General features: G+C 38.8%; 15 protein-coding genes. 10 read left to right on the forward strand and 5 right to left on the reverse strand.

What is annotated here, in order from left to right:
• Nucleotides 1–114 precede the first annotated feature (114 nt).
• From GFH32_RS07145 to GFH32_RS07165, 5 genes are all read left to right on the forward strand, one after another.
• Nucleotides 115–570 carry an SRPBCC domain-containing protein gene (locus GFH32_RS07145; protein WP_153510630.1) on the forward strand — a complete coding sequence of 152 codons (456 nt, stop codon included), beginning with the start codon at nucleotides 115–117 and terminating at the stop codon, nucleotides 568–570.
• A gap of 12 nt (nucleotides 571–582) precedes the next feature.
• Nucleotides 583–1,521, forward strand: coding sequence for a DUF1801 domain-containing protein (locus GFH32_RS07150; RefSeq protein ID WP_153510632.1), 939 nt, complete (start codon nucleotides 583–585; stop codon nucleotides 1,519–1,521).
• A 138-nt stretch (nucleotides 1,522–1,659) separates the two neighbouring features.
• Complete coding sequence (locus GFH32_RS07155; protein WP_153510634.1) at nucleotides 1,660–2,514, forward strand: NAD(P)-dependent oxidoreductase; 855 nt, start codon at nucleotides 1,660–1,662, stop codon at nucleotides 2,512–2,514.
• 85 nt (nucleotides 2,515–2,599) lie between these two features.
• Nucleotides 2,600–3,340 (forward strand): dienelactone hydrolase family protein, encoded by a 741-nt coding sequence (locus GFH32_RS07160; RefSeq protein WP_153510636.1) that lies wholly within the window; start codon nucleotides 2,600–2,602, stop codon nucleotides 3,338–3,340.
• Between the two features lie 444 nt (nucleotides 3,341–3,784).
• Nucleotides 3,785–6,250 carry a phosphocholine-specific phospholipase C gene (locus tag GFH32_RS07165; protein WP_153510638.1) on the forward strand — a complete coding sequence of 822 codons (2,466 nt, stop codon included), beginning with the start codon at nucleotides 3,785–3,787 and terminating at the stop codon, nucleotides 6,248–6,250.
• Between the two features lie 124 nt (nucleotides 6,251–6,374).
• On the opposite strand, the gene GFH32_RS07170 is transcribed toward GFH32_RS07165, so the two are convergent.
• From GFH32_RS07170 to GFH32_RS07180, 3 genes are all read right to left on the reverse strand, one after another.
• The gene (locus GFH32_RS07170; protein ID WP_153510640.1) at nucleotides 6,375–7,223 is read right to left on the reverse strand and encodes a universal stress protein; all 849 of its coding nucleotides are present in this window, start codon (nucleotides 7,221–7,223) and stop codon (nucleotides 6,375–6,377) included.
• A gap of 345 nt (nucleotides 7,224–7,568) precedes the next feature.
• Entirely contained in the window at nucleotides 7,569–7,805 is a 237-nt protein-coding gene (locus tag GFH32_RS07175) for a hypothetical protein (protein WP_153510643.1), read from the reverse strand.
• Between the two features lie 3 nt (nucleotides 7,806–7,808).
• Complete coding sequence (locus tag GFH32_RS07180) at nucleotides 7,809–8,657, reverse strand: universal stress protein (protein ID WP_153510645.1); 849 nt, start codon at nucleotides 8,655–8,657, stop codon at nucleotides 7,809–7,811.
• 213 nt (nucleotides 8,658–8,870) lie between these two features.
• On the opposite strand from GFH32_RS07180, the gene GFH32_RS07185 reads away from it, so the two are divergent.
• Both GFH32_RS07185 and GFH32_RS07190 read left to right on the forward strand, forming a co-directional pair.
• Nucleotides 8,871–9,479, forward strand: a complete 609-nt coding sequence (locus GFH32_RS07185; protein WP_228384236.1) for an RNA polymerase sigma factor — start codon at nucleotides 8,871–8,873, stop codon at nucleotides 9,477–9,479.
• Between the two features lie 13 nt (nucleotides 9,480–9,492).
• Complete coding sequence (locus tag GFH32_RS07190; protein WP_153510649.1) at nucleotides 9,493–10,848, forward strand: hypothetical protein; 1,356 nt, start codon at nucleotides 9,493–9,495, stop codon at nucleotides 10,846–10,848.
• Nucleotides 10,849–10,854: 6 nt separating this feature from the next.
• Here the strand turns inward: GFH32_RS07190 and GFH32_RS07195 are convergent, their stop codons facing one another.
• Both GFH32_RS07195 and GFH32_RS07200 read right to left on the reverse strand, forming a co-directional pair.
• Nucleotides 10,855–11,466, reverse strand: a complete 612-nt coding sequence (locus GFH32_RS07195) for an HAD family hydrolase (protein ID WP_153510651.1) — start codon at nucleotides 11,464–11,466, stop codon at nucleotides 10,855–10,857.
• A gap of 51 nt (nucleotides 11,467–11,517) precedes the next feature.
• The gene (locus GFH32_RS07200; protein WP_194285678.1) at nucleotides 11,518–12,708 is read right to left on the reverse strand and encodes a proline dehydrogenase family protein; all 1,191 of its coding nucleotides are present in this window, start codon (nucleotides 12,706–12,708) and stop codon (nucleotides 11,518–11,520) included.
• A gap of 97 nt (nucleotides 12,709–12,805) precedes the next feature.
• On the opposite strand from GFH32_RS07200, the gene GFH32_RS07205 reads away from it, so the two are divergent.
• Genes GFH32_RS07205 through GFH32_RS07215 form a run of 3 tightly spaced genes read left to right on the forward strand, consistent with a single transcriptional unit; the run spans nucleotide 12,806 to nucleotide 14,841 of the window.
• Nucleotides 12,806–13,012 carry an RNA-binding S4 domain-containing protein gene (locus tag GFH32_RS07205; RefSeq protein WP_149526330.1) on the forward strand — a complete coding sequence of 69 codons (207 nt, stop codon included), beginning with the start codon at nucleotides 12,806–12,808 and terminating at the stop codon, nucleotides 13,010–13,012.
• Between the two features lie 35 nt (nucleotides 13,013–13,047).
• Nucleotides 13,048–14,112 carry a 3-dehydroquinate synthase gene (gene aroB, locus GFH32_RS07210; protein ID WP_153510655.1) on the forward strand — a complete coding sequence of 355 codons (1,065 nt, stop codon included), beginning with the start codon at nucleotides 13,048–13,050 and terminating at the stop codon, nucleotides 14,110–14,112.
• Between the two features lie 3 nt (nucleotides 14,113–14,115).
• Nucleotides 14,116–14,841, forward strand: coding sequence for a ThuA domain-containing protein (locus GFH32_RS07215; protein WP_153510658.1), 726 nt, complete (start codon nucleotides 14,116–14,118; stop codon nucleotides 14,839–14,841).
• Nucleotides 14,842–14,980 lie beyond the last annotated feature (139 nt).

Consider the following 14,980-nt stretch of genomic DNA (forward strand, 5'->3'; position numbering starts at 1 on the left):
AAATGAACTCCTTTCTAGTAAACGAAAATTTTTAGATATTGATTTAAGAAATGATAAATTATTTCTTCATTTGTGTAGTATTAAAAAAATGTAAAAGCCTAACAATTTCAGTCTATGGAAAACACACTAACTGCGAAAGCATCCATCCAAATTCAAAAGCCTGTGCATGAGGTGTTCGAGGCGATCGTTCAACCGGAGGGTATGAGCAAGTACTTTATTGAACATTCTACGGGACCTTTAGCAATGGGGAAAACCGTTACTTGGAAATTTCCGGAATTTGAAGATACCTTCCCTGTGACAGCTAAGCATATTGAATTGGATCGTTATATCTCATTTGATTGGAGTGGTGGTGTCGAAGGAATGCTCGTTGAAATACATTTACAATCTTTAGCTGACGGTTCAACTGTTGTCCGTATAGTAGAAGGGTCGATGAATCCAGACGAAGAGGGAATAAAACAAGCAATTGGACAATCGGAGGGTTGGGCGAATTTCTTAGCGTGTTTAAAAGCTAGTTTAGAATATGGCATCAACCTACGTAAAGGAGCCTTTGATTTTATGCGTCCTGAATAAAAGTAATTTGTTATGAGTGATACGATTTCAGTAATTGATGAGTATATCGCAGGTGTTGACCCCTCGAGACAAGCATTGCTACAGGAGTTACGTACAATCATCCGGAATAACGCACCCTCGGAAACGACAGAAACCATCAATTATGGGATGCCCACATTTCGGTATAACGGTAACTTAATTCATTTTGCTTCATTTAAAAATCATATTGGACTTTATCCAGGGAGTGAAGCGATTGAAGCGTTCTTCGGTGAATTGTCTGCTTATAAGACATCGAAAGGCGCTATTCAATTACCTTTAGACCAAGCGCTACCGGAAGATCTAATTAAACGTTTAGTAGCCTTCAACGTCTCCAAATTGAGAGATAAGACGGCACCTAATTGGCATAAGCGATATGAGCGTTGGGATGAATGTGTAGAACTAATGAATCAATTGATTGTGAAAACTTCAGAACCGTTAAAAAAGGAATTTAAATGGGGCACTGATATTTATACATTTCAGAAAAAGAATCTTATTGGATGGGGAGGATTTAAGGATTTTTTCTCGCTATGGTTTTACAATGGTGTTTTTCTAGTCGATAAAGACAAACATTTAATAAGTGCATCTGAAGGTAAAACGAAGGCTTTGCGTCAATGGCGATTTACCGATTTCAAGGATATGGATGAGAGTATGATCTTAGCCTACATTAATGAATCGATTCAGACGATTAAAGACGGTAAGGAGATAAAACCCGAACGAGGCAGTGCAAAACCCGTAGACGGTTTATTGAAAGATTACTTGGAGCAGGATTCAGAATTTGAGTCCGCTTTTCAACAATTAACCCCTGGCAAACAGAAAGAGTATATCGCTTATATTGAAGAAGCAAAACAGGAGAAGACCAAGATGGCTCGTATAGACAAAATTAAGCCGATGATCTTTGCTGGTCAAGGTCTTCACGATAAATATAAAAAGTAACGGCATCAGCTGACATTGTTTAAACCTCTCCATTGGAGAGGTTTATTTGTTTATATGATCTTCCGTTTGTCGTTTTGTTTGGTAAAAGAAATTGGAATTGATTTGTCCGGTCCGGATACAAAAATGTAACTTAGAAGTATGAAGCAAAACGAAAGACTTGGATTTATAGGATTGGGAAATATGGGGCATCCCATGGCAAAGAACTTAGAGAAGGCTGGATTTCCACTATCTGTCTATAATCGGAGTGCCGATAAGGCTGCAGACTTTTCTGCAGGTTCTCAAATCTGTACAGATATTCCAAAGCTTGTAGCGGAGAGTGATATTATCTTCACGATGCTGAGCAATGATGATGCGGTTCATGCAGTTTATGAGACCATATTACAGCTTCCGATAGCTGGAAAAGTGTTTGTTGATATGAGTACAATTTCGCAGTCAGCGTCCGTTGAAATAGGCAAGCTACTCAGGAATGAACAGGCAGATTTTGTTGATGCGCCGGTTGCTGGCAGTACACAGCCAGCGAAGGAAGGTACGCTAATCTTTATGGTCGGCACTTCCAATACAAGCTTGTCTCGTGTAAAACCTTATCTATCCGTTATGGGCAAGGAGGTACTACACCTAGGGGAAAATGGTCAGGGTATAGCTGCGAAATTATGCATTAATTACTACCTATCTATCCTTTATCAAGGTATGGCAGAGACAGTTCTATTTGCAGAAAAGATGGGGATCAGTGCTGTCGATATGATGCGTATTATCAATGAGAGCGCGAGTGGAAGCGGCGCGAGTCGAGTAAAAACACCCCTTTTGGTTAATAATGAGTTTCCTGCAGCATTCGCGTTAGATTTTATGTTGAAGGATGTAAAGCTTGCGGCAAATGCTGGTGCGAATTTTCCAATGAGCAGTACGCTATTACAAACTTATCAAGGTGCGCATGACAACGGCTTGGGTGAGAAAGATGTGATGGCTGTAATCGAGTATCTTCGAAAATTAGGATAATACATAGCCGCTAAAAAAATAATTGCGTCCTCAAAGTTTTTGTAGGACAGCTATAAGGACAACAGCATATAAAAAAGTAAAGACTATGAAAATTGCATCGATATTATGTCTGTTCGGAATCATTGGAAATCTTTCTGGATATGCGCAAGAGTTGAAAGTTGTAAACTACCAAGATGGTGACCAAAAGTTACAAGGGTTAGTGAGTGCTAACGCGGCAAAAGGTAAATCTGGCGTTCTTATTCTTCCAGCGTGGAAGGGGATTGATCAAGAGGCTAAGACTGCGGCATTAGCCTTGGAAAAGGAGGGGTATATTTCTTTTATTGCCGACATCTATGGGGTTGGAAATACGCCGGAAAGCAATCAAGAGGCAGCGGCTTTATCTTCCAAATATAAGGTCGACTATCAGCTATATCAGAACCGGATTAAAGCGGGCATTGCTGCTTTAAAAGCGCAGGGAGCGGATAAAATTGCGGTGATCGGTTATTGTTTTGGCGGTACTGGAGCTTTGGAAACAGCGAGAGCTGGCTTGCCGGTCTTGGGTGTGGTTTGTATTCATGGGGGTCTCGCGAAAGCTGCCGACCGTCCGCATACAGCAATCCACGCTAAAGTATTAGTTGAACATCCTGCCGCTGATGCCAGTGTGAAGAAAGAACACTATGATGCCTTAGTTCAAGAATTGGACGAGGGGAAAGCGGATTGGCAGATTATCACATATGCACATGCGAAACATACGTTTACCAATCCAGAATCTGCAGATTATAACGAATTGATGGCGAAACGAGCGTGGAATCATACGCTGCTTTTTCTAGCGGAATTGCTGAAGTAGAAATCGAGCTGTTATCTTCCTTTTGGTTTTATAGATCGTCTTAATAAGATATACCAGAAGGAAGTTGCTAACCAACTATAAAATACCAGCCAGTCGTAAGTCAACTCTAAAGCATATTTCTTGGAGAGTATTAAGCTGGAGAAAAAGAACAGCAAGAAGAGGAATAGTAGAAAGAGGATTACTTTCATTTTATTTACGATATCATTTTTACTTATGTTTATTTAATTTAAAGGTAAATAACAATTATCTGAAATGAAAATATATGTCTGTTAAAAATTATTGTTAACTCATTTATGTAAAATAGCTGTTAACTATTCAATATTGTTTTGTGAATTGTTCTAAATCAGATTAAATCATTGTTTATTTCGAAAGCCTTGACGAAATAATCTTTATATTGTTCGAAAATTATTCGATTGATCGAATTGTTCATTATAATCGTACTTCATGAATACTAGAAGAGACTTTTTAAAGAAAGCTTCCTTGTTAGCAGGTGCAACTGCTGCGACTCAATTTATGCCGGATTCTATTCAACGTGCATTAGCCATCGACGCTCCTGCTGGTTCAACATATTTGGACGCTGAACACATTGTGTTCCTAATGCAAGAAAATAGATCATTCGATCATAGCTATGGTACATTGAAAGGTGTACGCGGATTCAATGATCCACGCACGATTAAGAATAATGGCATTCCAATTTGGGTGCAGAAAGACCATCAAGATAGATATTTTACACCTTTCCATTTAGATATCGAGAAGACGAAATCTACTTGGATGGGTTCCTTACCACATGGATGGCGCGATATGGTTTATGCACGGAATGATGGTAAAATGAATACTTGGTTAGAAGCGAAGCGGGCGGGTAATCCGAATTATCAACATATGCCATTGACTTTAGGATTCTACAATAGACAAGATCTTCCATTTTATTATGCTTTTGCGGATGCCTTTACGGTATGTGATCAGCATTTTTGTTCGTCCTTAACCGGTACGAGTGCAAATCGTTCATACTTTTGGTCAGGTACGATTCGTGAAGAGCCTCGTAATCCAGAATCGACAGCTCATGTCGACAATGGACAGATAAATTATCGAGATATTTCATGGAAGACTTTTCCAGAGCGCTTGCAGGAAGCTGGTGTTGATTGGCGAGTTTATCAGAATGAGTTGAGTTTGCCTGTAGGATTTGTTGGTGAAGAGGAAGATTGGTTGGCAAATTTTACCGATAATAACTTGGAATTTTATAAGCAATATCAAGTAAAATTCCATCCTGCATATTATGATTATATCAAGAAAGAGATTCCTAAGATTGAACATCAGTTAATGACAAGTCGGTATGCTAGTGAAGAAGCGTACAAGAAGGTCGTCAATCGTTTGGAAGGTTATAAGCGTGATGTTGAGCAATATTCCCCTGAGAATTTTGCCAAATTAAGTCAGCATGATCAAGAAATCCATAGACGTGCCTTTACAACGAACACGGATGATCCGGATTATCACAGTTTGACTGATATTAATTATGATGATCAAGGAGAACAAAAAACTGTTCAGGTTCCAAAAGGCGATTTGTTCCATCAATTCAGAAAGGATGTGGAAGCGAATAAATTACCTACCGTATCTTGGTTAGTTGCTCCATGTCGTTTTTCTGATCATCCAGGTTCACCTTGGTTTGGTGCGTGGTATGTGTCGGAGACCTTAGATATTTTAACTAAGAATCCTGAGGTTTGGAAGAAGACGATTTTTGTACTTACCTACGATGAGAATGATGGTTATTTTGATCATATTCCACCATTTGTTCCTGCTTTACATAGCCGTCCTGAGACCGGTGCTGTTCCGAAAGGTATGGACACCGCAGATGAATATGTGACGAATGCGCAGGAGATTAAACGCAGTGGAAATCCGGATAGCGATTTGGACTCGCCAATCGGTTTAGGCTTCCGTGTACCCTTAGTGATTGCTTCACCATGGACAAAGGGGGGCTGGGTAAACTCCGAAGTTTTTGATCATACGTCGACACTTCAATTTATGGAGCATTTTATTCAGAAGAAAACAGGGAAAAAAGTAGTGGAATCGAATATCAGTGCGTGGCGTCGTTTGGTATGTGGCGATTTAACCTCTGTATTTCGTAAACCGGAGGATTCGCAAAGACCGACGATTGAATTCGTCGATCGGGATGCCGAAGTTAGTCGGATATATAAAGCTCAAGCAAAAGGACTTCCGGAAGATTTTGATGTGCTGAATAGCCTTACAGATGTTAATGCTTTAAATTTTACGAATGGGCATAATGGATTACGTTTAGCAGAGAAAGGAACTAAGGCAGCTTGTGCAATCCCTTACGATATGGACGTTAACTTTGCCATTGATAGAACACATAAAACGTTGACACTATCTTTCCAAGTTGCTGGAAAACTTCCTGCAAAGAAAGTTGTGGGTGTTCCATTTTTTGCTAAAAGTGCTGTGCCTTTTGGTGAATCGGCAGAATTAGATCGCGTATTCAATTTTGCAGTAAAGCCAGGAGAATCAATTCACTACAAATGGTCAATCGATCAATTTATTGGTAATGTTGTCGATATTGAAGTTTATGGTCCAAATGGATTCTATCGTCGTTTTAAGTTTGATAAGAATCAGCTGCCTTCAGCAATCAAAGCTACAGCCGCCGATTATAAACATGGTTTTTCCTTAAAGTTTGATTCCTCGTTTGCTGATCTAATGATTCGCGATACATTCTATCAACAGGAGGAGAAGCAAATTGCAAAGGGGCAATCTGTGACGCATCGTTGGAATTTACAAAAATCTTCGGGCTGGTATCAGTTTGAGATAAGCAGCAAAGCGGATGCTACTTTGTCCTTGGTTTACGCCGGACATCAAGAGAATGGTAAACCTAGTATCACCGATCCACAGATGGGTGGAGCTTCCTAAGCTACTTAGATGAGTTTGTATTCAAGCAGTTGATATTTAAAATATAGGCCCTATTATTTAGGGCCTTCTTTTTACAAGGAATATGATTCAAGTGTTCTTGATTACACTCGTGCCTGCTGTCTAGTTAATCGTCCTTTCTGAAGTAGGTTGGAATGGTAAGTTTATTGGCAATCGTTTTCGGAAGACTTCTCGAGAAAAGATTACGGAAAAAGCTTTTTCGCGTATAGGATACCAATAATAAATCGACAGCTTCTTCTTCCACCAATCTTTCGACAGCGTAGGGGATAGGCTCGTTGACATCCAATCGGTTGACCATCTCATAGTCATGATATGTAAGCTCGTTAATGCCGATGTCCTTCATTAGGCGTTCCTGCCAGAATAAGATATCTTCGTTTTTAGGTTTTTTGTTTACTTCATTGACATGAAGCAAAGCAACTTGTAAACTAGGACTTGTTCTGCCAATGAAATCTTTTAAGATTTCGACATCATTTTCTTTAAAATTAGTTAGAAAGCCGACCTTTTCGAGTTTAAAAGATTTTGCGCTTGCAGGGACCGCGAGTACACCAATCGGAGAATGACGTATTAATTCATACGTATTACTCCCCAAAGCAACATTCACAAGTCCACTAGCACCTTTTGTTCCCATCACTAAGAACTTAATTGGGTTTGCTTCAATAAGCGCTAGTACGATGTCATTTAAATTTCCTTCCATACATGCTGCAGTACAGTCGATGTCTGGATAGGTGGCTCTAAATCGAGTGTTAAATGCTTCCATATCCTGTTCTGCCGCGGCGATATTGTGCACGCTTACAGCGTCTTTAAATTCTTGCGTCGCGAGTAATCGTGAAAAAGTTTGGTACACATGGAGTAACTGTATATTCCAATCGTATTTCTTGGCTAGTTCAGCAGCATAACAGGCTGCAATCCATGCGTTTTCGGAAAAGTCTATGGGGACGAGTAAGACATGTTTCATAATGATGGCAATTAAGAAGGTTATAAATCAAATATACCCAAATCAAAAAATCCAAGCAAGTGAATGGGTATTGGTGCAATCAATTTGTAGCGAAATCCGCTATGCTTGTTAAATATTGTTAAGCCTTGGTTTATTACATACGATGCTTACCGCTACGGCGTTATTATAGCAAAGAAAGCGAAGCAAAGAGTAAAAGAGTAAGTAATTTCATAATTAGGTTAATAATTGGTTTGTTAAAAATCCTGAAGTTCCCAACTTCAGGATTTTTTTATGTGTTGATTCTCTCCTAACGGAGTGTGTTATTAATTACTTGTGGCTCGATTTTAATACCAACGAAGGCATTTACTATTTTAACATCATTGCCTCTTTATGATTGAGAACTTGTTTATAGGTAGGATCTCCATTTAGAAAAAGGTTTTCATGAAAGGGGGCAGGCACCAAAACTTTAGCTTCGAATTTATCCATCGGAATAAAAAAGAGGACACCATGCGATACGGACTTATCGTCGATTATCTGCGTGTATTTACTTGCCTTTTCTCCAAGTTTTTTATCCTTTTCTAGTTTTTTGATCAGTAACTGCATAACTTATTTCTCTTCATGGAATACTAAAATAGGAACTTTAGAGTGAAAAGCTAGATTGTTACTAACACTATTGTTAAACATGCGGTCAAAAAAGCTTCTGTTGCGCTTCACGACAGCAAGGATATCGATATTATTCTCTAATAAGTATGTCGTGATGGTATTTTCAACGCTCTCGACTTCGTCTAGTAGCACATAATTGATATCCTCATTGGGGAATTCATGTCTCCAATTTTCAGTCTGCAACAAAATATCGTCGACTTTTGAATTCCGAAGGATATTTAAACAATCTAATCTAGCGTTGACAGCTTTCGCCATGACGAGTGCCTCGCGCAATGCAGGTTTGTCTTTATCGCGGAATAGCGTTGTAAAGACTACGCGTCTAATGCCCTGATATTTGGCATGCGGCGGTACAGCAAGCACTGGATTTTGAATGCTCTTAATGACATTTACTGTATTTGATCCGATAATTTTAGATAGAAATCCGCTTTCTCCATGGGTTCCCATCACCACAAGATGGATTTTTTCCCGTTCTGCGATTTTCTTTACGACAGAAGCGACAGGCCCTTCTTCGAATAGAAAAACAAGTTCTACCTCTGCAGCGCCTTCTTTCTCGGCGATTTCACGCATACCCTGGGTTTTCTTCTTATAAGTTTCGAATTGATTGAGTTCGATCGTTTGGTATACTTCGCCAATCAGCTCTGGGTGTCCAGCATGGGTTGCCGATAAAACGGGTTCAACATAGGTATATAGAACGTAAATCTTTGCATCGATTGATTTGGCAATATGCAAAGCGTAGACAAAAGCATTTGTAGCAATGTCTGAAAAATCGGTGGGGAATAGTATGGCTCTCATGATAGTGCTTTTTGAAGTCACTTAAATTTACCAATTATTTATCATATTGTTAATGACGTAGGTCATTAATTGAAATTGAGCTGTAGCATTTTATGCAGATTCTACGTACTCATATAAAATAAGTAATTTTGGGTATATGAATATTGAATAAGGCTATTTAATCGATTGATAGGAAGACAAGAAATGACGTTAGTATTGGAGCTTAGATAACCAGTGGGAATTTTAAACAAATACCTTGGAAATAGCGCCCCATTGAACCTTAGAGTTGCTTTGGAGAAGTGTGCTATGTCTAACTCTGAGAAGAGCAAGGCATTTTTGTATAAGAAATTCTACGGTTACGTCATGACGATTGTATTCCGTTACATGAAGCATGAGATGGAAGCAGAAGAGCTTACGAACGAATGCTTTGTGAAGGTTTTCTCGAAGATCAATAGTTTCAGCATTCATGACGATGAGGTCATTTTGGAGAAAACCTTCAAAGCTTGGATTGGCCGAATAGCGGTAAATACGTCTATAGATGCATTACGCGTGCGCAAGCAAATGTATATGCTAGACGACTTAAACGGTAGTGACACGCTGCATTTTTCCGTTGAAGCTGATAACCGATTAGAGTATAATGATATTATTGCTCTAATCCGTGAACTTCCTGATATACAGCGTTCCATATTCAATATGTACGAAATTGAGGGTTTCTCCCATGAGGAGATTAGTAAAGAGTTAGGTATTCCTGAGAGTACATCCCGGACATATTTAACGCGCGCGAAGCAGAAGTTGAGAAAGCTTTATGCCTCGCAAATTAATTTAGAAAGAATACAATCCTGATCTGTTTAGAAAAATGGAAAGCAAGAAGAATAGAGACATTATTGATCACATTGTTCGGTCATTAAGAGATAAGGAGGAGCTACCTTATCGAGAAGGTGCTTGGGAGAATTTCCAAAGCAGCCAGTTTGGCCCTAAGCGTAGTAAGTCAGCCGTATATTATTGGGCTGCTAGTGCTGCTGCGGCCTTACTTTTTGGCTTTTTTGCGGTGAATCGCTGGGTAGAGAGTCCAATTTCGGAAAACACGCTCAGTACTGTGAATTCGGGTCCTTCTCAAGAAGCGATCATTGCGCCTGAGACTCAAGACTCTAATTCAACACTGCTTGATTATGTTCAAGCGGACAACCTTCAAGCTGGAAACTCCATTAGCTCAGGAGCCAATTCTAGTGTGAGTAATTGGATGTCCTTTCAAAATACTAATCCTGATTATGTGAGCGAGACGAGTCGTACAGAGTTTACAATCGGTGATATGCAAGCTGCTTCAGTAGATTTTGTTAATAAGTTGGCCAATATTCCAATGTTGCAACCTGCGGGCGTTGTGGTTGAGCATTCTGTTAATTTTGCAAACGCGAAGCCTAGGTCTGATGGCCCGATGAATCAAGTTATGGCTTATCAAGGGGATCAGTTTGCCGTACAGTCGACCGGTTCAGCACCCAAGCTATCGCAAAAGAAATTTAGTTTTGCGGAGAAGTTTGATTTGGGATTATTTGTTTCGCCAAGTTCTACAGATGAGCAGATGAATTTCGGAGGAGGTATGCTTTTAGGTTATAATATCACTAAAAACCTGAGTGTACGAACTGGCCTAGCGTACAATCAATATCAAGTCGGTTTAATGAAAGATCCAGTAGGTAATCCGGAGACCCAAGTACTCGCGTCTTCAGATGTCTTAGAACAGGATGCTAAATATAGCATGATTACCATGCAGGCTAGTCGCACGATGATTTTACCAAATGTAAATGCGGTGAGCGGGAATGTGCAAGCTTTTGAAATACCGTTGGAAGTGAAGTTTAAGGCTAATTCCGGTATTTATGCTTCTTCGGGGATGACATATGCGGTTGTCCTTAATCAGAATCGCTTTACCCACTTTATCGAAAACGCAAATGCAGATTTATTTGATAAGGGTTTACCAAGTTCATCTAAGGAGATGAATGATGCGGTACAACCGGTGACTCGTAAAGTAAAAACAGACGAACAAAACGTGAATACCAATAATTTCGGTGGCTTTATCAACTTATCGATTGGTAAAGAGATGAAAGTTAATAAGCGTTTGAATTTATCAGTAGAACCCTACGTGAAGTTACCAGTTGGAAGTTTTAAGCAAGCGGATATGAATTATACCAACGGAGGTATAAGAATTATCACAAACTTTTAAAGGATACTAAATTTCATCTATTCTTACCCAGGACATTCCTGCGGCAATTGCTCCTTGTACCCCAGGATCTCCGTCTTCAAAGACTAAGCAATCAATTGGATCTACTTGAAGGTGTTCCGCGGCAAGCAGAAAAGGTTGTGGAGAAGGTTTCCCAAACTCCGTATCGCCGGCGCATACCAGTGTTTGATATTTCCCTTTCACTTCAATAACGTCTAAAGTAATGTTCAATGTAGAACGGGATCCCCCGGAAACTACCGCTATTTTTTTGATGTCATGGAAGTCAAATAAGATTTGGCGTACGAAATCAATCGGTTTTGTTTGTTGAATGAATTCTTGAATGAAAATTGCGGATTTCCTTTTGGCAAATACTTCAAAATCCAATTCCACTTGATATCGTTGACTAATTTCTTTCGCAACAGCAACTGTTGGCCATCCTGCCGTTTCGTCGATTAAGTCTGGATTTAAGGTTATACCGTATTCTTTGGCTGCCGCAACATAGGACGCTTTATGGGCATACATGTTATCGGCAAGTGTGCCGTCAACGTCAAATAATAGTGCTTTAAAGGGAGTGGAGAGTTCTTTAAGTTTTAGGTATTTGTACAATGATTGTTCATTCATGGCACAAAGGTAAGAAAGTCTCCGTAATTGGGAGACTTTCTTACTATTGAATTATCGTGCTGCCTTACGGCGATTAAGTTCTTTCATGATTAAGCCTAATTCACGGCCTGTTTGACCTCCGACCGATGTATTCTCTTGCGCTCGACGGAATAAGTACGGCATAACAGATTTAACTGGACCGTATGGCATGTATTTAGCTACATTGTATCCTGATGCTGCTAAGTTGAAAGATAAGTTTTCCGACATACCTAGCAATTGTGCGAAAAATACGTGAGGGTGGTTATGAGGAATGTTACGTTTCTCTAATTCTTTCGTTAGAATAAGGCATGATTCTTCATTGTGAGTTCCAGCCATAAAACCAATGCGATCGATATGATCTAACATGAAATAGATTGCTTCATTATAGTCAGTATCTGACGCAGGCTTGTTTGGTTGAATTGGAGATTGATAGCCATTTTCTTTTGCTCGTTCACGTTCAATTTCCATGTATGCGCCACGTACTATTTTAGCTCCTAAGAAGAAGTTTTGAGTCTCTGCGTATGCAAAGTCTGCTTTTAAGGAAGCTAATTTGTCGTGTCTATATAATTGATAAGTATTATAAACGATTGGTTTTTCTTGATTGTATTTCTCCATCATCTCTCTTGCGATGTCATCGATGGTGTCTTGAATCCAAGAATGTTCTGCATCAATCAAAACGGGAATACCTGCATCATGACATGCTTTACAGATTTGATCACAACGATTATATAAGCGATCGTACTCTGCTTTTTCTTCGCTTGTTAGACTTTGTTTAGCATCAATTTTTGCGAATAAATCAAAGCGTCCTAATCCTGTTGGTTTGAATACACAGAAAGAAATCAAAGGGTTTGTCTTTGCCGATGCTACGGTTCTCAAGATCTCTTTACAAGTTTCGTCGAAACTTGCTTCCGATTCTTCACCTTCCACCGAATAGTCGAGGATTGTGGTAACTTTTCCTTTTCCTAAATCTTGGATGGCTTGATAACAGTCGTCTATACTTTCGCCGCCACAGAATTGTTTATAAATTGTGTTTTTAATAATTCCTGTTATTGGAAGACCAATATTTAAGGAGAAATTGGTAATGGGGGTACCAATTTTAATCAAGGTATTGCTTGCTACCATTTTGAACAACCAATAAGCCTTGTTTAAATCCTTATCACTTTTATTTTTGAAAGCGATTTCGGTGTTGTTAAAGTCAAGCTTTGTGGGCGCTGATATATCCATGATACTATATTTTATATATTCTGCAAAAGTAGTTAATTAATTGTAGATAATTTTAATAGATAGGTTGTAAAAAGTTCGCAATTGCATATTTTTGTTTATGCAAACGTTTACATTAAAAGGTGAGTTCATCCAGATGATTCAATTATTGAAAGTAATGAATTGGGTTGAACATGGCGCAATGGCTCAATGGGTCGTTGAAGAGGGATTAGTTAAATACAATGGTGAAGTTGACCTTCGCAAACGGCTGAAAGTTAAAGTTGGCGATATCGTCGAATTTGATGGTAATAAAGTAAAGATAATTTAACGCGAAAAACGCTATCTTTAGGCTGAAATTATAATATGAAAAAGATAAAGAGCTTAGGGTATGACGTGGTGTTTGAAGATAATTTAAACGAATTACAATCATTTTTGATTGATCACGACTATTCCCAACTATTAATACTTGTTGACCGCAATACGAACGATCATTGTTTGCCTGTCTTGCAAGCATCCATTCCTGACATTGTAGACTATGATATCATTGAAGTTGATCCAGGAGAAGAGAACAAGAATATCGACTTCTGTATTGGTGTATGGAAAACGATGTTAGACTTCGGTGCTGATAGAAAGGCTTTGATGTTGAACCTTGGTGGCGGCGTTGTTACCGATATGGGTGGTTTCGCTGCAGCAACATATAAAAGAGGTATTGATTTTATTAATGTGCCGACGACATTACTTTCACAAGTTGACGCATCAGTAGGAGGTAAGACTGGAATAGATCTCGATAATGTTAAGAATATCATTGGGACGTTCTCACAACCTCAAGCCGTTTTTATTTCAACAGCCTTTTTGAAAACACTAGATGATAGACAAATTCGCTCTGGATTCGCAGAAATCATTAAACATGGATTAATTCAAGATAAAGCACTTTATCAAAAGTGTAAATCGTTGGAATTACCAGTGGTTCCGAATGAGATTGTGTTTGAGTCTGTTCAAATAAAGAACAATGTTATTACGATTGATCCGAAAGAAAAGGGATTACGTAAGATTTTGAACTTTGGACATACCATTGGTCATGCGATTGAAGGTTATTCCTTAGAAAATGATCAATCGCCTTTATTACATGGGGAGGCTATTGCAATAGGTATGATCTGTGAAGCATATCTTTCATTTAAATTGAATAATCTTGAGGAAGCGGAGCTTGAAGAAATCGTTCAATATTTGAGTTCAGTTTATCCAAAGTACCAATTTGATCAATCAATCTATCCGATATTGTTAGGACTAATGCGTAACGATAAGAAGAATGAAAATAACCAATTAGGGTTTTCGTTATTACGTAGTATTGGAGACTGTGACTTCAATAAATATGTAGAAGAGGCAGATATTATCGAAAGTCTTGATTATTATAGAAATTTGAATTCATAGAACATGAAGTTAAAGGCATTTCACCTAGGTTTATTGTTTGTTTTTCTTGTAAGCTTTACTGGGCTTAGTTTTGCTGCTAAAAAGAAAATATTGCTATTTACCAAGACTGCCGGATATCGACATGAAAACATTGAAAAAGGAGTTAATGTATTAAAGAAGCTTTATGCTGAAAGTGGATATCAAGTGGTTCATTCTGAAGACGCGGATATTTTCCTTTCTGATTCGATTTCTAGTTTCGATGCTGTCTTGTTCTTCAGTACAACGGGTACAATCTTTAATGAGGCGCAAAAGGAAGCTTTTCAGAAATATATCCAATCTGGGAAGGGATTTATGGGGATCCATGCAGCGACTGATTCGGAGCACAAATGGCCTTGGTATAATCGTCTAGTAGGCGCCTATTTTATGAGTCATCCTGCTGTTCAAGACGCAAAGATAGATGTGTTAAATAGAAAGCATGCTTCAACAAAACACCTAAATAAGATTTGGTTGCATAAGGATGAATGGTATGATTTTAAGGACGTCCAGCCTGGAATAACCGTTTTGATGAACCTTGACGAAAGTTCCTATAAGGACGGTAAAATGGGGGCAAATCACCCAATCGCTTGGTTTCAAGAGTTTGAAGGCGCTCGGATGTTTTATACAGGATTAGGACATACGAATGAATCATTCGACTCACCGACCTTCTTAAAACACCTTGTTGGAGGCATGAAATACGTTTTAGGGAAATAACGAAATGTAAGGAGGCGATAAGCCTCTTTTTTGTTTTTATTCTATCGACTTATTTCGATGCTAAAACAATAAGAGCATGCAATTTCCTCCTTTGCCTAAACTAAGTACAAATGGCATTAAATTAAGATTCTGGATTTGA

The sequence above is a fragment of the Sphingobacteruim zhuxiongii genome (assembly GCF_009557615.1).
GTDB classification, from domain to species: Bacteria; Bacteroidota; Bacteroidia; order Sphingobacteriales; family Sphingobacteriaceae; genus Sphingobacterium; species Sphingobacterium zhuxiongii.

Bases quoted from the DNA above. Each gene is read 5' to 3' on its own strand.
- GFH32_RS07145 (WP_153510630.1), top strand. From the start codon at position 115: ATGGAAAACACACTAACTGCGAAAGCATCCATCCAAATTCAAAAGCCT.
- GFH32_RS07150 (WP_153510632.1), top strand. From the start codon at position 583: ATGAGTGATACGATTTCAGTAATTGATGAGTATATCGCAGGTGTTGAC.
- GFH32_RS07155 (WP_153510634.1), top strand. From the start codon at position 1,660: ATGAAGCAAAACGAAAGACTTGGATTTATAGGATTGGGAAATATGGGG.
- GFH32_RS07160 (WP_153510636.1), top strand. From the start codon at position 2,600: ATGAAAATTGCATCGATATTATGTCTGTTCGGAATCATTGGAAATCTT.
- GFH32_RS07165 (WP_153510638.1), top strand. From the start codon at position 3,785: ATGAATACTAGAAGAGACTTTTTAAAGAAAGCTTCCTTGTTAGCAGGT.
- GFH32_RS07170 (WP_153510640.1), bottom strand. From the start codon at position 7,223: ATGAAACATGTCTTACTCGTCCCCATAGACTTTTCCGAAAACGCATGG.
- GFH32_RS07175 (WP_153510643.1), bottom strand. From the start codon at position 7,805: ATGCAGTTACTGATCAAAAAACTAGAAAAGGATAAAAAACTTGGAGAA.
- GFH32_RS07180 (WP_153510645.1), bottom strand. From the start codon at position 8,657: ATGAGAGCCATACTATTCCCCACCGATTTTTCAGACATTGCTACAAAT.
- GFH32_RS07190 (WP_153510649.1), top strand. From the start codon at position 9,493: ATGGAAAGCAAGAAGAATAGAGACATTATTGATCACATTGTTCGGTCA.
- GFH32_RS07195 (WP_153510651.1), bottom strand. From the start codon at position 11,466: ATGAATGAACAATCATTGTACAAATACCTAAAACTTAAAGAACTCTCC.
- GFH32_RS07200 (WP_194285678.1), bottom strand. From the start codon at position 12,708: ATGGATATATCAGCGCCCACAAAGCTTGACTTTAACAACACCGAAATC.
- GFH32_RS07205 (WP_149526330.1), top strand. From the start codon at position 12,806: ATGCAAACGTTTACATTAAAAGGTGAGTTCATCCAGATGATTCAATTA.
- aroB (WP_153510655.1), top strand. From the start codon at position 13,048: ATGAAAAAGATAAAGAGCTTAGGGTATGACGTGGTGTTTGAAGATAAT.
- GFH32_RS07215 (WP_153510658.1), top strand. From the start codon at position 14,116: ATGAAGTTAAAGGCATTTCACCTAGGTTTATTGTTTGTTTTTCTTGTA.